The sequence below is a fragment of the Fastidiosibacter lacustris genome (assembly GCF_003428155.1).
In the GTDB taxonomy this organism is placed as follows: Bacteria; Pseudomonadota; Gammaproteobacteria; order Francisellales; family Francisellaceae; genus Caedibacter; species Caedibacter lacustris.
On the sequence record NZ_QLIR01000023.1, the window covers coordinates 1 to 20,780 of the forward strand.

15 protein-coding genes and 1 rRNA gene are annotated in these 20,780 nt (G+C 37.1%); 8 read left to right on the forward strand and 8 right to left on the reverse strand.

The window, feature by feature from the left end:
• The first annotated feature begins 8 nt into the window (after positions 1 to 8).
• A 5S ribosomal RNA gene (gene rrf, locus DNJ77_RS08770) occupies positions 9 to 123 on the forward strand.
• A 2-nt stretch (positions 124 to 125) separates the two neighbouring features.
• On the opposite strand, the gene DNJ77_RS08775 is transcribed toward rrf, so the two are convergent.
• The 3 genes from DNJ77_RS08775 to DNJ77_RS08785 form a co-directional block, all read right to left on the reverse strand.
• The gene (locus DNJ77_RS08775; RefSeq protein WP_116964615.1) at positions 126 to 602 is read right to left on the reverse strand and encodes a pyrimidine dimer DNA glycosylase/endonuclease V; all 477 of its coding nucleotides are present in this window, start codon (positions 600 to 602) and stop codon (positions 126 to 128) included.
• Positions 580 to 1,317 (reverse strand): hypothetical protein, encoded by a 738-nt coding sequence (locus DNJ77_RS08780; RefSeq protein WP_116964616.1) that lies wholly within the window; start codon positions 1,315 to 1,317, stop codon positions 580 to 582. The genes DNJ77_RS08775 and DNJ77_RS08780 overlap by 23 nt, the downstream gene beginning before the upstream one ends.
• A 224-nt stretch (positions 1,318 to 1,541) precedes the next feature.
• The gene (locus tag DNJ77_RS08785) at positions 1,542 to 3,065 is read right to left on the reverse strand and encodes a DHA2 family efflux MFS transporter permease subunit (RefSeq protein ID WP_116964617.1); all 1,524 of its coding nucleotides are present in this window, start codon (positions 3,063 to 3,065) and stop codon (positions 1,542 to 1,544) included.
• Between the two features lie 218 nt (positions 3,066 to 3,283).
• Here DNJ77_RS08785 and DNJ77_RS08790 point away from each other — a divergent pair, with 218 nt between their 5' ends.
• The 3 genes from DNJ77_RS08790 to DNJ77_RS08800 are packed head-to-tail and all read left to right on the forward strand — an operon-like array spanning position 3,284 to position 5,448.
• Positions 3,284 to 4,036, forward strand: coding sequence for an MlaA family lipoprotein (locus tag DNJ77_RS08790; RefSeq protein ID WP_116964618.1), 753 nt, complete (start codon positions 3,284 to 3,286; stop codon positions 4,034 to 4,036).
• A 39-nt stretch (positions 4,037 to 4,075) separates the two neighbouring features.
• The gene (locus DNJ77_RS08795; RefSeq protein ID WP_116964619.1) at positions 4,076 to 4,651 is read left to right on the forward strand and encodes a Maf family protein; all 576 of its coding nucleotides are present in this window, start codon (positions 4,076 to 4,078) and stop codon (positions 4,649 to 4,651) included.
• A 59-nt stretch (positions 4,652 to 4,710) separates the two neighbouring features.
• Complete coding sequence (locus DNJ77_RS08800) at positions 4,711 to 5,448, forward strand: FAD-binding oxidoreductase (RefSeq protein ID WP_116964620.1); 738 nt, start codon at positions 4,711 to 4,713, stop codon at positions 5,446 to 5,448.
• Positions 5,449 to 5,518: 70 nt separating this feature from the next.
• Here the strand turns inward: DNJ77_RS08800 and DNJ77_RS08805 are convergent, their stop codons facing one another.
• Together DNJ77_RS08805 and DNJ77_RS08810 are read right to left on the reverse strand one after the other, a co-directional pair.
• Positions 5,519 to 6,511: an NAD(P)H-dependent glycerol-3-phosphate dehydrogenase gene (locus DNJ77_RS08805; protein ID WP_116964621.1), complete on the reverse strand. Its 993-nt coding sequence runs from the start codon at positions 6,509 to 6,511 to the stop codon at positions 5,519 to 5,521.
• Positions 6,512 to 6,590: 79 nt separating this feature from the next.
• Positions 6,591 to 7,328 (reverse strand): DNA-binding protein, encoded by a 738-nt coding sequence (locus tag DNJ77_RS08810; protein WP_192877954.1) that lies wholly within the window; start codon positions 7,326 to 7,328, stop codon positions 6,591 to 6,593.
• 209 nt (positions 7,329 to 7,537) lie between these two features.
• On the opposite strand from DNJ77_RS08810, the gene DNJ77_RS08815 reads away from it, so the two are divergent.
• Positions 7,538 to 9,778 carry an NADP-dependent isocitrate dehydrogenase gene (locus tag DNJ77_RS08815; RefSeq protein ID WP_239986789.1) on the forward strand — a complete coding sequence of 747 codons (2,241 nt, stop codon included), beginning with the start codon at positions 7,538 to 7,540 and terminating at the stop codon, positions 9,776 to 9,778.
• Positions 9,779 to 10,018: 240 nt separating this feature from the next.
• Here the strand turns inward: DNJ77_RS08815 and DNJ77_RS08820 are convergent, their stop codons facing one another.
• Positions 10,019 to 10,570 (reverse strand): LPS-assembly lipoprotein LptE, encoded by a 552-nt coding sequence (locus tag DNJ77_RS08820; protein ID WP_116964624.1) that lies wholly within the window; start codon positions 10,568 to 10,570, stop codon positions 10,019 to 10,021.
• 4 nt (positions 10,571 to 10,574) lie between these two features.
• On the reverse strand, positions 10,575 to 13,004 hold the full coding sequence (gene leuS / locus DNJ77_RS08825; RefSeq protein WP_116964625.1) for a leucine--tRNA ligase: 2,430 nt from the start codon (positions 13,002 to 13,004) through the stop codon (positions 10,575 to 10,577).
• A 203-nt stretch (positions 13,005 to 13,207) separates the two neighbouring features.
• On the opposite strand from leuS, the gene putA reads away from it, so the two are divergent.
• Positions 13,208 to 16,684 carry a bifunctional proline dehydrogenase/L-glutamate gamma-semialdehyde dehydrogenase PutA gene (gene putA, locus DNJ77_RS08830; protein WP_192877955.1) on the forward strand — a complete coding sequence of 1,159 codons (3,477 nt, stop codon included), beginning with the start codon at positions 13,208 to 13,210 and terminating at the stop codon, positions 16,682 to 16,684.
• A 38-nt stretch (positions 16,685 to 16,722) separates the two neighbouring features.
• Here putA and DNJ77_RS10170 read toward each other — a convergent pair whose 3' ends face one another.
• On the reverse strand, positions 16,723 to 17,835 hold the full coding sequence (locus DNJ77_RS10170) for a tRNA nucleotidyltransferase/poly(A) polymerase-related protein (protein ID WP_116964627.1): 1,113 nt from the start codon (positions 17,833 to 17,835) through the stop codon (positions 16,723 to 16,725).
• Between the two features lie 101 nt (positions 17,836 to 17,936).
• Between DNJ77_RS10170 and msbA the strand changes: the two genes are divergently transcribed.
• Together msbA and lpxK are read left to right on the forward strand one after the other, a co-directional pair.
• The gene (gene msbA, locus DNJ77_RS08840) at positions 17,937 to 19,697 is read left to right on the forward strand and encodes a lipid A export permease/ATP-binding protein MsbA (protein WP_116964628.1); all 1,761 of its coding nucleotides are present in this window, start codon (positions 17,937 to 17,939) and stop codon (positions 19,695 to 19,697) included.
• A gap of 25 nt (positions 19,698 to 19,722) precedes the next feature.
• Positions 19,723 to 20,769, forward strand: a complete 1,047-nt coding sequence (lpxK, locus tag DNJ77_RS08845) for a tetraacyldisaccharide 4'-kinase (RefSeq protein ID WP_116964629.1) — start codon at positions 19,723 to 19,725, stop codon at positions 20,767 to 20,769.
• The last annotated feature ends 11 nt before the right edge of the window (positions 20,770 to 20,780 follow it).

The window sequence follows — 20,780 nt, forward strand, 5'->3', positions numbered from 1 at the left end:
GAGAGTTACCTGATGATAATAGCGACTGTGAACCACCTGAATCCATTCCGAACTCAGAAGTGAAAACAGTTAGCGTCGATGATAGTGTGGCATTCGTCATGTGAAAGTAGAACATCATCAGGTTTTTATTTATGTATTTTACTCATAAAATGAGGTATTTCTCTATTTATCCAAGTCATTTTCATGACCTTTGATTTATTAATATAATATTGTTGATAGCTTGCTACGACATCCTTGATATCATTATCAGTTACTTTCAATGTCCAAGAAAAAGTTGTATTTGCCAAGGCTTTTGGCACATTAGATAGTATACCGCATAACATTTCAGACTTATGTAACTTTTGATAGCGGTATGTATATTCAGAACACAGCGCTATATAATGTTTGAGTAACCATTTATAATGCGCTTCGCTTTCTATCACCCATAATACGCAAGGATGGTTTTGGTGTGTTAAAGAATACAAAGCTTGATCATTACTGCCTGATAATCTGTGTACTGAACTTAAAATTTGTGCAGATTCTAATACCATTTTTACTACATGCTTATCACATTGATATCTAGCTGCCAAACTAGGATCTTTATCTAAAAAAAAGATATTCATAGCATCTCAACCTGCAAATTATTTTTCCTAAAGTAAGCTTCCAGTTCTTCATAAGTGTCAAACCATTAAACGCATCATAACTTAATGTCATTTCTCCTAGTTTAGTAACATTGCCATTACTATCATATTCAACATGATGGCTTTTATCATCAGTGTAACTGTTAAGCTTATTGTTATATTGGCTAAACTGTATTTTGCCATTGATGCTACTGATACGCTTAGGGCGCTGTTTGTGGTCATAGCTAAAATGTAAGGTTAAACCACCTAAATATTTAACTTCTTCGGGTAATCTATGTTGATTCCATCGGTAATTAGCTTCTTCATAAATCGTTGAACCATGAGCTATTTTTTTCTGACGCAATAAACCCTTGTCATCATAATAGGTACTGACATTTACACTCTTGCTTTTAACCTCTTTAGGAAAAACGTGGCAGTCATGGCTATGCTCAAATAGTTTCTGCCCAATTAGCTGCCCACGATCAAAGGTTTTTATTTGATATTCAATTGGATTTGGACTGTTAACAATATAATCCATCCTTTCAAGATGCATATTGCCATTAACGGGATTGACTGGATCACCAACTAAATGACAAGGATCTCCCAATTCCGAAAAAATATCTCGAGTATTTAAGTCTTTGCGGCAGGCATAGCTGCTTTCGATACAAAGAAATAAACCAGAGAGATAAGTAATCGTTATTAAAGCTTTTTTGACCAATTTATCATCTTCAAATCAGGTTAGGTACTGTTAGTAATAATATGAGGTTATGCTTAAGTGAGGTAGTGTTTTTGTGTAAAGAATGGTTGTTTTATATAGTAAAACACAACGATAAGCCTAAATTGATTTATCTATTAGGTGCGTATTTGCATTGTCGATTGTGAGCACGAATTTGTATGGAGTATGAACCAAAGCTTATTGTTACTCAAATATGAGACGTTGCTTTAATGATCCATAGTTAATTTAGTGCTTTTGGGTTTGGTTAACGTACAAATAAAAGGAAGGCAAAAAAGTAGCAATAAATAAGACAAATATGCAACATCATTAAAACCAATAATGTTTGCTTGTGTTGTGATGTTTTGTGCAATGATGGCTAAGGTCGTTGGATCTTGAGCTTGCCAATTTGTATGTTGAAGCCAAGTTTGATAGTAAGGATTGCTTGGATCAATATGCCTAACCATGCTGTACCAAGCTACTTGAGCCTGTTGGGTGAGTACTGTGACCATTATAGATGTGCCAACGGATGTGCCGAGGTTTCTAAAGAAGCTAAACATACCGCTACCTTCAGCTAAATCTTGGGGCTTTACTGTTTGTAATGCCATAGTGGATACAGGAACGAAGAAAAAACCCATGCCAATACCTTGAATGATGCCTGGATACATCAAATTCCACGTGTCGCTCATCAGTGGTATTTGTGCATATAAATAATTGCCATAAGCGGTTATGGTAATGCCTAGGAAGATGATAAGGCGTAAATCCAGTTTTTTGGATAATGGTGAAATGAACATCATTGCGATAGCAGCTGCAATACCGCGTGGCATCATAAGTTCACCCGATAGTGCTGCAGAGTAATTCATAAAGCGTTGCATAATCAGAGGTTGAATGGTCATTAATCCAAATATGCCAGCGGTATATAGTACGAGTAAAATGCAGGATGCAGCATAATTTCGATCTTTGAATAAATGCAAATTAAGAATATTTTTAGGGTTAAACCATCCTCGAATAATAAAGACGATGCCAACGATCAACCAGAACGTTAGCATGGCAACTATAAAGTGTGATGATAGCCAACCGTCATTATTGCCACGATCAAGAAAAATTTGTAAAGTAGAGATTGCTATGATCATAAGGAATAACCCGAGCCAATCGATATTAAGCTTCTCACGTTTGGTTTCACTGATAAACAAGACAGTCATCACAATTGCAATTAAACATACTGGAATATTGATATAGAAAATCCAACGCCAATTCATCCAATCTGTAATATAGCCCCCTAATGTAGGACCAAGTACAGGAGCAGCCATGATTCCAACACCCCACACTGCCATTGCCTTGATTTGTTCTTTGGGTGGAAAAGTGTCTCTTAATACATATTGAGAAAGGGGAACTAAAGAAGCGCCAAAGATGCCTTGCATAATCCTAAAAAATATCATTTCTCCAAGGGAAGCTGATAAGCCGCAGAGCATAGAGAAAATAAGGAAACCGATAATGTTAATTAAAAGCAGACGTTTTCTGCCAATGGTACGCACAAAAAAACCTGTTAACGGCATGCAGATTGCTGATGAAACTATATATGAGGTGACAACCCATGAAATTTCTTCAGCACTGGCACCAAGAGAACCTGCCATATCTTGTAAAGCGACGTTAACTATTGTGGTGTCGATGATTTCGATCATCGCTGCAAGCATAACAGTTACCGTAATAAGCCACTTCATAGTATTGGAAGCGATATGGTTTTGTTGTGTCATGTCAGGATACCTAAATTTAAACGCAACTATTGTAAAATCATTTACGTTTATTGTATAGGATGGATAAACAAATAATACATAGAACGGATCTCATTCGAATCTTACTATAATCATTTTGCGAACAGCGATTTTGAAACCATTATGCTAAACTGTGTGTGACCTGTTTTTAGGAAATGAGCTATACTGACGCGCAATAATTAGAATATAAATAACTAAATATGAAATTCAGGACAATAAGTATAAGTACTTTTGCTTTGGCGCTATCTGGCTGTGCTACTCAACAAAATCGGGATCCGTGGGAAGGCTATAATCGGGCAATATTTAAATTTAACCAGATAACCTATGATTATGCATTTATTCCTGCGGCTAAAGGCTATGTTTATATTGTTCCTAATGAAGTTCAAACGGGAATCGATAATACTTATAATAATATTTTAGAACCAGGACGTGTAGCGAATAATTTGTTGCAATTTAATTTAGATTATGCTTGGCGCGATACGGCGCGTTTCTTGGCTAATACAATCTTTGGGGTTTTTGGTTTATTTGATGTGGGGAAGACGCTGGGTTTGCCAAGAAGAACACAAAATTTTGGATTTACACTTGCAAAATGGGGTTATCGTTATTCGCCATATTTTATTTTGCCGATTTTAGGACCTAATACTTTTGGTGGGGCAACAGGTAACTTGGTCGATAGTGTATTTAATCCATTAAATTATACGTATATTTCACCACGAGTTGTAAGCTGGAGCGCTTATGGTATATATAAATCAAATGAGGGAGTGCAATATTTATCTTTATATGAAAGATTAATGAATAGCTCAATTGATCCATATATTGCAGCACGTAATGCGTACTTGCAAAATTATGATTATGAGCTTGATAAAACGTTGCAAACTAAAGAGAACAATAGGCAACAAAACAGTTTTGCAAGTGATAGAGATGTACTTGACATCTTAGATCAACAAGAGTAAGTTTTTATCATTTTTACGATAATTCTTACAGAAAGGAAAATGATTTACCTTGCCTCTCAATCGCCCAGAAGAGCAGAGCTGCTTCGCCTTGCTAATATTCCTTTTCAGCAATTTAGCGTTGATATTGATGAGACCGTTTTAGCAAATGAAATTCCCTTAAGTTATTTAAAGCGTGTAATTACTTTAAAACGAATAGCTGCAGAAGCGATATGTCGACAACAAGACAAACCGATTTTAGTTGCTGATACCATTGTTGCACTTGAAGGTGAAATTCTTACTAAACCCTTAAACTTCGAAACCTTTTGTGATTATATGAGCAAATTAAGTGGCAAATGGCATCAAGTGTTGACTGTTTTTGCATTAAGCTATCAAGGGAAGGTACATGAAGAGGTAAGTATCAGTGAAGTTTTATTTGCTCGCTTATTAGAGCTTGAAATAAAACAATATTGGCGAACAGGTGAACCGCAAGATAAAGCAGGTGGTTATGCTATTCAAGGAGTTGGTGCGCGTTTTGTCAAGGCATTTAAAGGTGACTTTAATAACATTATCGGGTTGCCGATTGACGCATTGAAAAAAGCACTTGATTCGCTAGAAATTCCAATGACAAAATCATAGATTATTTAAGTCAAGGAACGTACACTACCTTCATTAAAACAAATTGATATAAAGAAAATATGGCAATTGAACACTTTGAAGTAGAGTTGGTGGATGCAAGCATGATCGCACCAAATGTTAAACATCTAGTATTTAAAAAAGCAGATGGTAGCAAATTTGAGTTTGTACCAGGACAGTTTATTACGTTTTTATTTGATCATGAAGATGGAAAACTCAGACGTAGAAGCTATAGCGTTGCAACGATTCCAAACCAAACAGATTTAATTGAGATTGCAATTTCATATGTTGATGGTGGCATTGCCTCTGAAAACTTTTTTAACATGCAAAAGGGTCAGTGTTTTAATGTGATGGGACCTGCTGGACGCTTGATATTAAAAGAGAATGAAGTTATTGATAAACTGATTTTAGTCGGAACGGGAACTGGCATTGCGCCTTATCGTGCAATGTTACCAAGCTTACAAACGGCTCTAACAAAGAATGTGAAAACTGTTTATATTCTTTTAGGTGTGCAATATCAACAAGATGCAATCTATGCTAAAGATTTCCGTCAATATGTAAAAAACACTCCAAACTTGCATTTTATCGCCTGTTTAAGCCGAGAAGAAAATGCTTTGTTGGAAGATGAAGTAAAAGGCTATGTCCAGCGTTATTTTGAAAAATTGGATTTAAATCCTGCACACGATGTCGTTTACTTGTGTGGTAATCCCAATATGATTGATGATGCATTTGCACTTTTATCTGAATATGGTTTTGATGCTAAGCATGTCAGACGTGAGAAATATATTTCATCTAACTAAACCTTCTCCACCTTATTTGTAGAATTTGAGATTAATCTAGTTTGGCTTAGTCATGGAAATGGCAAGATCATTACTCCTCTTTAAGCCCTCGAGTTAATAGTCTTTTGGCAATCGTTAGCATATCCATGTCTTGGTGTATGATATTATAAATGGCTTCAACGATGGGCATTGGTACTGCATATATTTGTGCAATTTTATGTACAACTTTAGTGGTAGCAATACCTTCAACAACTTGCTGAACTTCACGACAGGCTTGTTCTTTTGTTTTCCCCTGCCCAATTAAGACGCCAAATCGCCGATTGCGTGATTGATTGTCGGTACAGGTTAAAAGCAAATCTCCCAATCCACTCAAGCCATAAAAAGTCTCAAGGTTGCCGCCTAATGCTAGACCTAATTGTGTGAGCTCATTTAAGCCGCGTGTGATGAGACCAGCCCTGGCATTGGCACCAAATCCTAATCCATCAGAAATGCCGCAAGCAATAGCAAGTATATTTTTAACTGCACCACCAATTTCAGCACCTGTTACATCTGTGGAGCTATAACAACGAAAGTTTTCACTATTAAAAAGTGTTTGAATATGTTTGGCATAATCAATGTCGTGAGCAGCAGCAAGAATAGCAGTTGGCAAGCCTTTTGCCACTTCTTTAGCAAAACTTGGTCCTGTAATCAAACCAAAATTATTGTCTCTTAAAGTTTGTGCAACCAGTTGATCTAATAGTTGATAACTATTATGACAAAAGCCTTTTGTCGCTGAGATAATCCCTTGATTAGATAAAAGATAAGGTTTTAAAGTATTAATTGTATCAATAAAACCTAAGCTTGGAGTAGCAATGAGAATATCACTACACTGATGAATAATGTATGACCAGTTATCAATGGCAAGTAGATTGGCTGGAAAAGGTGAATCAGGTAAATAATCATTGTTATGCTTGTCTTTTACCATTTTGGTATTGTGTTCGGTTTTCCACGAGTGAATATAAACAAGGTGACCTACACGAGCAAGTTGTAAAGCAAGTGCTGTACCCCAAGAGCCAGCGCCCATCACAAGAATTTGTTTGTTCATGATAAGTAAAAATTTAAGAAGTTTGTGAGGTATTGTAACGTTATTAACTTAGAGGCTTCAACTGTGATATGTAGGATTATTAACGAGTACGCTTTATTTCGGCAAGGACGTTATTCGATTTTTCAAGTTGCTTTCTGTAATATTCTAAATTTTGCTCGGCCTCACGCTTTAATTGACGAATTTGACCATTTAAAAAAGCAATTTGTCCTTCTAAGGCATCGCGTAGGTCAGAAATGCGTTGAGTTGTTTGTTCTTTAAGTGCTTCGGCATAAATGCGTGCCTCTTTTGCCACCTGCTCAGCAGATTCACGTCGAGTTTGTTCCTTAACAAGAGCGGCATAAAGCTTGCGCACCTTGATTTCGGGATTACTTTCATTAAGTACCATGCTCCACTCATCTGACATACTGCTGAGGATATCGCTGCTTAATGATTGTGAACTTGCTAATAGCGCTTCAATCATAGGATCGGTATTTTTTGTGACTGTGACTTTGTTATGAGTATAATCAGAGGATTGAGTTTGATTTAATTGGGTGACTCCTTTTCCCTGATTTGCTTGTGTTTTTTCTAAAGCAGTTGCTTGAGTTATTGGCTGCATGTTTTCTTCTTTTTTAGAGGTAATTAATACTTCTTGTTTGATATTTTGAGGTACAGCGTTTTCCTGCTCGTCTCGCCATTGTTTTAAAAATTTACTGATGGTGGTGGGACTGCCACGACCTATTGTATCTCTAACATTGTTGATGCTAGGTTTATTGCCTTGTGCATGCAAAGTTGCGATTGCGTTTAGTATATCTTGGTAAGATAATCCTGGGCTAGCCATGGTATTTGTATCCTTATTGATTATTTGATTATATAGCCTAACGAGAAACATTAGAGTTATTCACTAAAAACTGCCGAAATTATAGCAAGATATTTGTTTGCGTCAAACATTCATATGCGGCGAGCATATATTTTGTTATGATAGTGGGCAAATTTATTAAATGCCTTGATGCAGCCTAACTAAAATTATCAAGAGGAAATAATATGACATTGACAAAGTTGATTTATACCTATACAGATGAAGCACCAATGCTTGCAACCTATTCATTGTTACCAATTATTCAAGCCTTCACTAAGCCATGTGGCATTGAGGTAGAAACAAAAGATATTTCATTGGCGGCACGTATTTTGGCGCATTTTCCGGAAAGTTTAACTAAAGAACAACGCTGTGAAGATGATTTAGCAGTATTAGGTGAGCTGGCTAAAACACCAGATGCTAATATTATTAAATTGCCAAATATCAGCGCATCTATTCCTCAGTTGCAAGCGGCGATTTCAGAATTACAAGCTCAAGGTTATAATATTCCTAATTACCCGGTAGATGCCAATACCGATGAGCAAAAAGAAATAAAGTCACGTTATACCAAAATACTAGGTAGCGCTGTCAATCCTGTATTGCGTGAGGGTAACTCAGATAGAAGAGTAGCAAAAGCCGTAAAAGAATATGCTAGAAAGCATCCACACTCAATGGGGGAGTGGTCAAAAGCTTCTAAATCACATGTAGCACACATGAGTGAAGGCGATTTTTATGGTAGTGAGCAATCTGTAGTGGTTGCCGGAAACACGAGTTTCAAGATTGTTTTTACAGCAAAAAATGGCTCAACAGAGCTGTTGAAAGCTCAGGCTCCACTATTAAAAGGTGAAGTGATTGACGCCTCAAAGATGAGTGTAAAGGCGCTACGTGCATTCTTTGAACAACAAGTCGATCAAGCCCAAAAGGATGATATCTTATTGTCTTTACATATGAAGGCAACGATGATGAAAGTATCTGATCCAATTATCTTTGGCCATGCAGTAAGCATTTACTATAAAGATGTATTTACTAAGTATAAAGATCAATTTGCGCGCCTTGGCATAGATCCAAACAATGGCATTGGTGATGTTTATGCTAAGCTTCAAAAGCTACCAGAAACTGAACAAGCTATGATTAAAAGAGATTTAGAAGTCGTATATCAAACTAAAGCAAAGCTTGCAATGGTTGATTCTGATAAAGGTATTACTAATCTACATGTACCAAACGATGTGATTATTGATGCTTCAATGCCAGTCATGATTCGTTCATCAGGTAAAATGTGGGGTAGAGATGGTAAGCTTCATGATACAAAAGCGATGATTCCAGACCGCTCATATGCTGGCATTTATCAAGAAACAATCAATTTTTGTAAACAAAATGGTGCGTTTGATCCAAGAACGATGGGGAGTGTTGCCAATGTCGGTCTTATGGCAAAGAAAGCTGAAGAATATGGTTCACACGATAAAACGTTTGAAATTAAAGAAGATGGCAAAGTGTCCGTTATTGATGAAAAAGGCAATGTACTGTTATCTCATGAGGTTGAAAAGGGTGATATTTGGCGCATGTGTCAAACTAAAGACATCGCAATTCAAGATTGGGTGAAATTGGCACTTATGCGTGCCCGCTTAACGCATACGCCTGTTGTTTTTTGGCTGGATAAAAATAGAGCACATGATGCCAATATGATCACAAAAGTTAACACTTATTTGAGAAATCATGATACATCTGACCTTGATATTCACATTATGTCACCAGCTGATGCAATGCACTTTTCTTTACAAGCCATTAAAGTAGGTAAAGACGTTATTTCAGCAACGGGTAACGTGTTGCGTGATTATCTAACAGATTTGTTCCCTATTTTAGAATTAGGGACAAGTGCCAAAATGCTATCTATCGTACCGCTTTTAGCAGGCGGGGGGTTGTATGAAACAGGTGCAGGTGGTTCTGCACCTAAGCATGTACAGCAGTTTATCACTGAAAATCATTTACGGTGGGATTCATTGGGTGAGTTTTTGGCTCTTGGCGCGTCATTAGATGATCTTGCAAACAAAACAAATAATAGTAAGGTGCGTGTGCTTGCAGAATGTTTAGATCAAGCCAATGCTAAATTTTTAGATAATAATAAATCACCATCCCGTAAAGCTGGTGAGATTGATAATAGAGGCAGTCATTTTTATTTAGCACTTTATTGGGCACAGAGTCTGGCATATCAAACAAAAGATAAGCAATTGGCGGAAGTCTTTAACCCAGTTGCAAAGGCACTACAAGATAATGAAGGTAAAATTGTTGCTGAACTTAATGACGTACAAGGTGCGAAGGTCGATATTGGGGGCTATTATCATCCAACCCCTGAGAAAGTTATGAAAGTAATGCGTCCGAGTGCTAGCTTTAACCATATCCTTAATGCGTTAACAAAAGAAAGTATAGCTGCTGTATAAAAGATGCGTTTTAATATGGGGGGGAAGGATACTTTTGAAGTGGTATAAACGGTGGTAGGTTAGAGTTTTAGTTTTCTGACTATAAATTTTTTCGAAAGTATTAAAATAACTGTGTAAATTCATTTATAGATTTGTGTTGTCCCAATTGCCCTATTGTTGGCGACAAGTACTTCCTTGGCTTAAAGTAACGTTTTTGCATAAATAGCGCGTCCATCAGGTGGTAAAAACAAGGTCACCAAATTAATGATCACTACTTGGTTTGTTATAGCGTGATTCAGAAATACTTTGTATTTGTAAGATGATATTGCTTGCAACTTGGGATTGTAAATTATTGTAGATTTGGTGTTGCTGAGCGTTACTGCTTAGTTGTTGAGTGGCATTAGTTGTATAGGTTTGTGACGCAGAGTTATTTTGGTTTTTAAGGATGGCTTGATTTTTATTATTCAATATATCGTAGTTTGCGCTGTAGCTTAGGACATAATCGTTAGAAGATGCACCACCAGTGATGCCAATAAGGCGGCGACTTGAGGTGGCACTTTTTATGTCAATTGTAACATCTGCATCTGTAGATGATGTAACAACTTCTGCTCCCGTTGCATTGATGGAGGCAGTTAAAGTATTTAAAAAATTAAAATCTGTACCTGCATGTCTGATATAAACTTTCTGCATAAATTTTGGCATACCTTCATTCCAGCTACGTAGATGAAAACCGCAACCATAAAGAAAACTTGCTACTAATACTAAGAACAAAAACTGGATAAAAAAGCATTTTTTCAATAAATAATTGATCATCTAATCACGCTCCCACTACAATATTTAGAAGTTTTCTAGGGACATAAATCATTTTTTTAATAACCTTGCCTTCTAATAGTTTGACCACAACTTCATGTGCTACGACCATATCTTTAATTTGTTGTTGGCTTAAATCGCTTGGCACATCAAGCTTGGTGCGAAGCTTACCGTTGATTTGAATCACCAGGGTAAAGCGATCACTCTTAAGTGCTTTATTATCCACCTGTGGGAAGCCCGCTGTTAGAATATCACTGCCAAATCCTAATTCTACCCATAACGCTTGTGCAATATGTGGTGTAAAAGGTGCAAGTAAGCGTAATAGAATATTAATGCCTTCGCTAATAAGTTCAGATGGATTAGCATTTTGTAGGCTATTAAATATTTTCATACAGGCAGAGACAACCGTATTAAATTGCATTTTTTCAAAATCAACTAATGCTTGCTTAAGTGTTGTATGTATTTCTAAACGTACACTTTTATCGTTGCTATCAAGTTTATTGGTATCGACTTGTAGGTGAGGATCGATGCTATCTTTGTTTGTATAAATATAATTCCAAATTTTCTTTAAGAAGCGGTGCGCACCATCTACACCTGAGTCTGACCATTCAAGTGACTGCTCAGGAGGAGCGGCAAACATACTAAATAGGCGAACGGTATCGACACCATATTTATTGATTAGGTGTTGTGGATCAACGGTATTTCCTTTTGATTTCGACATCTTAGCACCATCTTTTAAGACCATCCCTTGTGTTAAAAGGTTTGTAAAAGGCTCACTACTTGTTACAAGTCCTGCATCACGCATCAGTTTATGGAAGAATCGTGCATAAAGTAAGTGCATGATTGCATGTTCAATACCTCCTATGTACTGATCAACAGGTAGCCAGTAATTTGCTTCATCCTCTAACATTTGATCTGCATTTGGGCAGGTGTAACGTGCATAATACCAAGAGGATTCCATAAAAGTATCAAAGGTATCGGTTTCTCGAGTTGCTTTGCTACCACATTTGGGACAGTTTGTTTCATAAAACCTGGGCAAAAGTTTAAGCGGTGAGATTGTGCCGTTTAAAGTAACATCTTTTGGTAGTTTAACAGGTAGATTTTGTTCTTTTTCAGCGACGATACCACAGTGATCACAGTGAATCATTGGAATAGGACAGCCCCAGTAACGTTGACGTGAAACACCCCAATCACGAATCCTAAAGTTGGTTGTCACTTCCCCTTTATTATGAGTAATAAGGTGTTCACTTATTTTGCTAAATGCTTGATCAAAGTTTAAGCCGTTGAAGTTACCTGAGTTGATTAAAATACCTTTCTCAGTGATCGCACCTTTGCCTAAATCTGTGTTACCTTCTGTCGTTTCAATCACTTGTTTTAAAGAAATATGATATTTATGAGCAAATTCCCAATCGCGATCATCATGAGCTGGAACCGACATGATTGCGCCTGTGCCATAGCTCATTAATACGAAATTTGCTATCCATACTTCAACTTTTTCGTTGGTGATCGGGTGAGTGGCATAAAATGATGTTTTAATACCGAGTTTTTCTTGGGTAGCAAGATCTGCTTCCATCGTAGAAGTTTGTTGACATTTTCTAATAAATTGAGCGATTTTGGGATCATTTTGAGCTGCTTGTGTGGCTAGGGGGTGTTCAGCTGCAATGGCTAAATAGGTCACTCCCATCAAAGTATCAGGGCGCGTAGTGAAAACCTTTAGTTTTGTGCCATTTACGTCAAAACAAACAGTAACGCCTTTTGATTTGCCAATCCAGTTGGTTTGCATTACCTTAACAGCTTCTGGCCAGCCTTGTAATCGGTCTAAGTCTTTTAATAATTCGTCAGCATAATCGGTGATTTTAATAAACCATTGAGGAATTTCTTTTTTCTCAATAAGTGCCCCTGAGCGCCAGCCTCGACCATCAACAACTTGTTCATTAGCAAGTACGGTTTGATCAATTGGATCCCAGTTAACAACTGAGTTTTTACGATAGGCTAAACCTTTTTCAAATAGCTTAATAAAAAACCATTGCTCCCAGCGATAATAGCTGTCGTCACAAGTAGCAATTTCACGATCCCAATCATAACCAAAACCAAGTGATTGTAGTTGTTTTTTCATATGGTCAATATTGCTATAAGTCCAATCAGCAGGGACCTTTTGGTGTTTAATGGCAGCATTTTCGGCTGGAAGCCCAAACGCATCCCATCCCATTGGTTGTAATACATTTTTGCCAAGCATTTTTTGATAACGACTAATCACATCTCCTAAGGTGTAATTACGTACATGCCCCATATGTAGTGTTCCACTTGGATAAGGTAGCATTGAAAGGCTATAAAACTTCTCTTTTGAATTATCTTTTATTGCTTTAAAAGACTGGTTGTCATGCCAGAATTTCTGTACGGCTTTTTCTAAGTTTGTAAAATCATAAGTTGCTTGCATGAGGTTATCCAATATGATGCTTGGTTTTTATTAAACTTACAAATACTTAAGGCGTAATGGTAGCGAAATTTTAGGATTGAAACCAGGGCGTAAATCGATTTTCTTTAAGTTTTAAAGAAGTAGGAGATGCTAATTTCATTTACGATTTTTTTATCTTTTATGCTACCATGAGCCATCTTTGTCCCAGATGGGTAGGATTTCTTATGGCAATTGATATACAACAAGATTTAGATCAAGAGGTGCTTGCGCGCGTGCGTTGGGCAGCAAGGCGCGGCATGTTAGAGCTTGATTTGATGTTATCTTCTTATATTGAGAGTGAATATTTAAAGGCTTCTAATGAAGAAAAACAAGCGTTCCACACTCTGTTAGAGTGTGAAGATCAAGACTTATTTAATTGGTTTATCAAGTCTAAACCAGTGGATAAAAAACACCAAAAAATGGTAGCAAAAATTTTAACGATTAAACAGCAAGGTACTCAAAGACAAGCACAAGATGCTACAGTTGAAAGCTGTGATGATTTGCAAGGTGAGGTAAGCATGATTTTAGATCGCATAGATAAATTTGATCAATCCCCTTTAATGCAAGAGGTTTCTAAGTATTGGTTATGTAACGAGAAGACAATCGTTGAAAAGCTTGCTAAAGAAGCTGCGCTTACAGAAAACGAACGCTTGAAAATACAGGATATTGCCAGTGGTTTGGTTGCAAGCGTACGTGAAACTCGGTTAAGTAAAAGTGGGCTAGATGCCTTTATGACCAAATATGATTTATCAAGTGATGAGGGTATCGTCCTCATGTGTTTGGCTGAAGCATTATTGCGTGTGCCTGATAAATATACAGCAGACAAGCTAATTAAAGACAAACTCACAAGTGCGAATTGGCAGGAACATGTTGGTGACAGTGAGTATTTGTTTGTTAATGCAGCAACGTGGTGTTTGATGTTGACTGGTAAAATTTTAAAACCAGAGCTATATCAAAATAAGTTTAAAACCGTGCTCAAGAACTTCTTAGATAAGCGTTCGCGCCCTGTGGTGCGTCGCGCGGTTATGCACGCGATGAAAATCTTAGGTCAGCAGTATGTAATGGGTGAAACGATTGAAAAAGCCTTAAAGCGTGCTAAAGAGAAAGAAGAAATCGGCTTTACTTATTCATATGATATGTTAGGTGAGGCAGCAACGACGATGGCAGATGCTGAATTCTACTACAACGAATACCATAAAGCGATTGAGGCAATTGGTAAAGCTGCGCATAAATATAGTGTACGTACTAATCCAGGCATTTCTGTGAAGTTATCAGCACTTCACCCACGTTATAAAGTTGCACAAGTAGATCGTGTACACCTTGAGATGTATCCAAAGCTCTTAAAACTTGTTGAATTAGCACAAAGCTATAATATCGGTTTAAATATCGATGCCGAAGAAACAGAGCGTTTAGAGCTTTCTCTTGAACTTGTTAAGCGACTTGCGTATGAGAGAAAATTACAAGGCTTTGAAGGTATTGGTATCGTGGTGCAAGCATATCAAAAACGTGCAAGTTTTGTACTCGATTATTTAATTGATTTGGCAGAGCAAACAGGTCATAGATTCATGATTCGTTTGGTTAAAGGTGCATATTGGGATTCAGAGATTAAACGTGCTCAAGTGGAGGGCTTAGAAGATTACCCAGTATTTACTCATAAGTGTTATACTGATCTTTCCTACCAAGCATGTGTTAAAAAAATATTTAACCATACGAAGCATATTTATCCACAATTTGCCACGCATAATGCGTATACAACAGCATTGGTGATGCACTTAGCGGGAGAATACAAAGACTATGAGTTTCAATGTCTTCATGGTATGGGTGATGCACTTTACGATCATGTGGTTGGTAAGAGCAATTTTAATATACCTTGTCGAATTTACGCTCCTGTTGGTACATATAAGCACTTATTACCTTATTTAGTAAGGCGATTATTGGAAAATGGTGCCAACTCGTCATTTGTGCATCGTATCGTTGATGAAAAAACACCGATTGAAAGCTTAGTAGAAGACCCAGTGCAAAAAGCTGAGTGTTTAGGCTTTTTACCTCATTTGCAAATTGCATTACCGGTTAATATGTTTGGAGAAGAAAGAATGAATTCTAAAAGTTATAACTTAAATGATACCAGAACCCTTGAGAAACTTGCTTTACAGATGAGTCAGTTTGATCATAATGATTATATTGCTAGACCCTTAGTTGTCGGTGTTGACACTTCTAAACTGGTGGCAGAAAACATTATTAATCCTGCTAATAATCAAGTATTTGGTAAAGTATATAATGCTAATAAAGCTATTGCTCAAATAGCAATGAAAGTGGCACATACTGCATTTGATAGCTGGAGTTTAGTTAATGCAAATAAGCGCGCTCAAGCACTAGAGAAATGCGCAAATTTATTGGAAGAAAATATGCCAAAATTTATGGCAATTGCTGTGCGTGAAGCAGGTAAAACACTTGCAAGTGCTTTAGCAGAAGTGCGTGAAGCCGTTGATTTTTGTCGTTACTATGCCGCACAAGCCAAAGCTGAATTTGCAAATCCTAAGACACTTCCAGGACCTACTGGTGAGTTAAATCAAATTAGCTTGCATGGTAGAGGAGCTGTTGTTTGTATTAGTCCTTGGAATTTCCCGTTAGCGATTTTCTTAGGTGAGGTAACAGCTGCTCTTGCCGCAGGAAATACCGTTGTGGCTAAACCTGCTGAACAAACGCCAATTATTGCTTATGAAGCAATAAAATTATTACATGAAGCGGGTATTCCTAAAGATGTTGTGCAACTTGTGCCTGGCACAGGAGAAGAAGTGGGTGCAGCCTTAACCCAAGATCTACACGTTGCAGGAGTAGTTTTCACTGGTTCTACCGACGTTGCAAGACTTATTCAACGAACACTTTCTGCCAAAGAAGGTGCGATTGTACCATTTATTGCAGAAACAGGTGGTCAAAATGTGATGGTGGTGGACTCGTCGTCCTTACCAGAGCAAGTGGTACAAGACGTTATTTCATCAGCTTTTGATAGTGCAGGTCAACGTTGTTCTGCGTTAAGAGTGTTGTATTTGCAACAAGAGATTGCTGATACGGTTGTTACCATGTTAAAAGGTGCGATGAATGAACTTAAGGTCCATGATCCTGCATTTATTGAAACTGATATAGGACCTGTAATTGACCAAGAAGCACAAGCAAATCTTAAAGCACATATCGATCATATGCGTAAATCTGCCAAGCTTGTTCATGAGATTGCAAGTGATAAGACCTTAGAAAAAGGTAACTATATTTATCCTGTGGTGTTTGAAATCGATAGTATCAAAGCACTTAAGCGAGAAGTATTTGGTCCTGTATTACATATCATACGCTTTAAGGCTGATGAGATGGACAAAGTTGCCAAAGACGTTAATTCAACAGGTTATGGTTTAACTTTTGGTATCCATAGTCGGATTCAAGAAACCATAGATTTTTTTATAAAGCACATTCGTGTCGGCAATATGTACATTAACCGTAATATCGTTGGTGCAGTTGTTGGCGTACAGCCATTTGGTGGACAAGGTTTATCTGGAACAGGTCCTAAAGCAGGTGGACCACTTTATTTACATCGCCTAGCAGTTGAGCGCTCAATTAGTATCAATACAACAGCATCAGGTGGTAATGCGTCATTGATGAGTTTGGAGCAGTAACACAATCTATCTGGTCTATCAACAATAATCCTATCAACTTAGGTTTTTTCTATTGCTTGCTGGATTATAGTTAATTGTGTTTTTTCAACTACTTTTGCAATAGTTTTTTTGTTTTTTAAGTCTTTAATTTCAGCGATATAATTATACTCTTTGAGTGCGCGTACGATATTCTGGCTAAGCGTGATGGATGCTAAAGCTTGAGGGTGTTCATGATAAATATATTGAAATGTATATATGAGTAGATCAAAGCTTTGTGTATTGCGTAAAGCGTTAGCTGCTTTTAAAGTTCTTAATATTTCTTGTTCTGAAAAAGCATAAATATTGCTAAAAAAATGATGATACCGATATGTTTCTAAGCATAATATTTGTGTAACTTTGGGAGTTCTTAGTTGTGATAAAACTTTGCTTATTAGTACTTCATTTGCAAGTGGAAATAATAGTAAGGCAAACAAAATATCAGTTTGTTGACAGTTTTGTGTCTTAGCGTGGATGATATGAGATAGATCTTTATATGAAAGTTTTGCAAGAGGGGAAACAATGTGTTTAAAGACACCAGTATTTTGCAGAGTTTGAATGAAGATTTCTGGGTTTGGTGTTGAAAAAGCCTTAATAAATTCCTGATAAATGCGTTCAGATGATAGTCTTTCTAATTCATTATTGGCAACAATTGTACGCATAAGTGTTTGTGTTGCAGGTGCAATCGTAAAACCTAAGTAGTGAAATTTGGCAGCAAAACGTGCAACGCGCAACACCCGTAAGGGATCTTCACAAAACGCATTACTGACATGGCGAAGTGTTCTACTTTCTATATCTTTTTTGCCCCTAAATGGATCGTGTAACAACCCATCTTCATCGATTGCCATTGCATTAATTGTTAAATCTCGACGCTTTAGATCATCGACTAAACGAACATCTTCTGTGTTGAAAGTAAATCCTTGATAGCCTTTATCTACTTTTATTTCGGTGCGGGCAAGTGCATATTCTTCATAAGTTTCAGGGTGTAAAAAAACAGGGAATCGTTTGCCAACTTGAATAAATCCTTTATCTAACATTTCTTGGCTTGAACCATCGACAACAAGCCAGTCACGATCTTCTACTTTGAGGCCTAAGAGCTTATCGCGTACTGCCCCACCTACTAAATACGTTTTCATGTTATTTTATTTCTATTTATCCAAATTGGCTTATTGCTTTATGTTATCAATAAATTTCGGTAAACTCTGTCTAATTTGTGTTTTGGATCTCAAAAATTAATATGCAACTTTCTGAAAATGTGCACAAGAAAACCTATAGTTTATATCGAAGGTTGTTATGGGAAGTGCATTCATTGTGGCCTTTACTCATTATTTCTGTGATTGGTAGTATTGTATATTCTGGCTGTGATGCTTATGCAATGTATTTGATTAAACCGTTGTTAAATGAAGGTTTTACACCAACTGGGGGCGAGTTTTTGAAAACCATTGCTTTGGTATTTTTATTATTGTTTACCTTGCGTGGAGTTGGTTCATTTCTATCTTCATTTTTCATGGGGAAACTAGGAGCAAGCGTTGTCTATCGTTTCCGTAAAAAGCTTTTTCGACGTTTTTTGGATTTGCCAGCGCATTATTATGATAGAACTTCTTCAGGAAAGCTATTATCTAAAATGCTTTATAACGTAGATCAAGTGACTAGTGCAACAGGTTCAGCGATTATTACCGTAGTTCAAGATGGAACGTTTGTAATTGGATTAGTTATTGTGATGGTGGTAACAAGCTGGCAATTATCGATTACAGTGATTGTGGTTGCGCCATTTTTAACTGTTTTTATTACTTGGATTAGTAAAAAATTCCGCCATTATAGTCGCAATACACAATTGGCGATGGGCTCGGTAACACACGTTGCAGAAGAATCATTGATCAACTATAAAGAAATCCGTATTTTTGGTGGTCAGCAATACCAGCTGCAAAAGTTTGATCACAATTTAAGTTATACTTATCGCCAACAAATTAAAACTTTAATGTTAGATGGGTTGTCCTCACCGATTATTCAATTTATCGGTGCGATTGTTATTGCGATTATCTTATTTATCGTTGCCACTTATGGTTTAAAAGAAGGTGGTTGGTTAGATGCTGGTGGATTTGTATCATTTTTTGCATCGATGATGGCTATTTTAAAACCGATTAAAAACCTTACTAACGTTAACTCGACAATTCAAAAAGCCATTGCCGCAACAGAGGATATTTTTGAGATTTTAGATCATACTCCTGAAGCAGATAGAGGGACTAATAAGCTTGAAAATGTGAAGGGTGAAGTTGAATTTAAAGCGGTAAGTTTTCAATACCCTGAAGGAAAACAAATGGTACTAAAAAACGTTAACCTTATCGCTGAAAAAGGTCAGACGGTTGCTTTAGTTGGGCGTTCAGGAGGTGGCAAGACGACCATGGTTAATCTGTTAGCACGTTTTTATGAGCCAACTAAAGGTCAAATTTTATTAGATGATGTGGATATGCAGTCACTAACTTTATGTAATTTAAGAAGTCATATTTCATTAGTTTCACAACATGTTAATTTATTTGATGATACGATATTTCATAATATTGCATATGGTCGAGAAGGTGAAGTCAGTGAAGAGGAAGTTATAGCAGCAGCTAAAGCTGCAAATGCTTGGGATTTTATTAAAAAATTACCAAAAGGTCTCTATACAGAGGTTGGGCAAAATGGCTTAAGTTTATCAGGTGGACAGCGCCAACGAGTCGCAATTGCAAGAGCAATATTAAAAGATGCACCTGTATTGATCTTAGATGAGGCAACCAGTGCGCTAGATAATGAATCTGAGCGTATTGTTCAGCAAGCCCTAGAGCATTTAATGAAAAATCGTACCACTTTTGTTGTAGCACATAGGCTTTCTACTGTTGAACATGCTGATAAGATCGTTGTTATGGATGGTGGTGAAATCGTCGAAATTGGCAAGCATAGTGAACTACTACAAAGTGAAAATGGCTTATATCGTCAGTTATACCAGCAATCGCTAAGCTAAATGATCAAGTGATCGAGGTTAATAAATGGATATTCAGGCGCATTGGTACCAAGCAAAAAAAACATTATTGTGCCAGCTGTTAAGACCTTTTTCTTGGTTATTTCAGCTTGTTAGCATTTTGCGTAAACATAAGATCCAAAGCCTAGCTTATCATAGTAAATTACCAGTGATTGTTGTCGGTAATATTACCGTAGGTGGTACGGGTAAAACCCCAGTGGTGCAAGCAATTTGTTCTTTTTTGCAGCAACAAGGGATGAATCCCGCTATTGTTACACGTGGTTATGGTGGACATGCAGCTCAATATCCACTTTTGATTGACGATACAACACAAGCCAAATCATGTGGCGATGAACCATATATGCTTAAGCGCTTGTTGCCAGATGTGCCAATTGTGGTTGACCCTAAACGTGTTGAAGCGCTTAAGTTTATTGAAAGCAATTTGGCTCAGGTTGATGTCATTATTAGTGATGATGGTTTACAGCATTATTATTTTGCAAGAGATATTGAAATCATCGTTGTTGATGGTAAGCGAACGTTTGGTAATGGCTTATGCTTGCCAGCAGGACCTTTGCGTGAACCAATTAAGCGCTTAGAAACAGCTGATATAATTATTTTTAATGGTGGTGTAAGTCACACACTGAAACTAACTCATAAAAAGTTGTATCAGATGCAACTTAAACCTATTTACCTTGTTAATTTGCTCACAGCTGAGAAAAAATCTATTTCTCAATTTAAAATAGAGTTTGGTAACAGCTGCCATGCGGTTGCAGGGATTGGCAATCCACAGAGATTTTTTAAGACGATACAACAGCTTGGATTGACTGTTGATAGCCATATATTTCCTGATCACTATAGCTATACAAAAAAAGATTTTTTATTTTTACAAAATGAATCTTCAATTGTTATCATGACCTACAAAGATGCGGTCAAATGTCAGTTATTTGCACATAAGAGTTGGTGGTATCTGGAGATTTTCCCCATGATTGAAGATGAATTTTTTGAACAGTTACAATACAAATTATCTCTGCTAGAGAGGGGAAAGGAGGGAGGGAATCACCCTAGCAGAGAATAATGTTAATCACC

Coding starts and splice junctions, on each gene's coding strand:
- DNJ77_RS08775 (WP_116964615.1), bottom strand. CDS start 602: ATGAATATCTTTTTTTTAGATAAAGATCCTAGTTTGGCAGCTAGATAT.
- DNJ77_RS08785 (WP_116964617.1), bottom strand. CDS start 3,065: ATGACACAACAAAACCATATCGCTTCCAATACTATGAAGTGGCTTATT.
- DNJ77_RS08790 (WP_116964618.1), top strand. CDS start 3,284: ATGAAATTCAGGACAATAAGTATAAGTACTTTTGCTTTGGCGCTATCT.
- DNJ77_RS08795 (WP_116964619.1), top strand. CDS start 4,076: ATGATTTACCTTGCCTCTCAATCGCCCAGAAGAGCAGAGCTGCTTCGC.
- DNJ77_RS08800 (WP_116964620.1), top strand. CDS start 4,711: ATGGCAATTGAACACTTTGAAGTAGAGTTGGTGGATGCAAGCATGATC.
- DNJ77_RS08805 (WP_116964621.1), bottom strand. CDS start 6,511: ATGAACAAACAAATTCTTGTGATGGGCGCTGGCTCTTGGGGTACAGCA.
- DNJ77_RS08810 (WP_192877954.1), bottom strand. CDS start 7,328: ATGGCTAGCCCAGGATTATCTTACCAAGATATACTAAACGCAATCGCA.
- DNJ77_RS08820 (WP_116964624.1), bottom strand. CDS start 10,570: ATGATCAATTATTTATTGAAAAAATGCTTTTTTATCCAGTTTTTGTTC.
- leuS (WP_116964625.1), bottom strand. CDS start 13,004: ATGCAAGCAACTTATGATTTTACAAACTTAGAAAAAGCCGTACAGAAA.
- putA (WP_192877955.1), top strand. CDS start 13,208: ATGGCAATTGATATACAACAAGATTTAGATCAAGAGGTGCTTGCGCGC.
- DNJ77_RS10170 (WP_116964627.1), bottom strand. CDS start 17,835: ATGAAAACGTATTTAGTAGGTGGGGCAGTACGCGATAAGCTCTTAGGC.
- msbA (WP_116964628.1), top strand. CDS start 17,937: ATGCAACTTTCTGAAAATGTGCACAAGAAAACCTATAGTTTATATCGA.
- lpxK (WP_116964629.1), top strand. CDS start 19,723: ATGGATATTCAGGCGCATTGGTACCAAGCAAAAAAAACATTATTGTGC.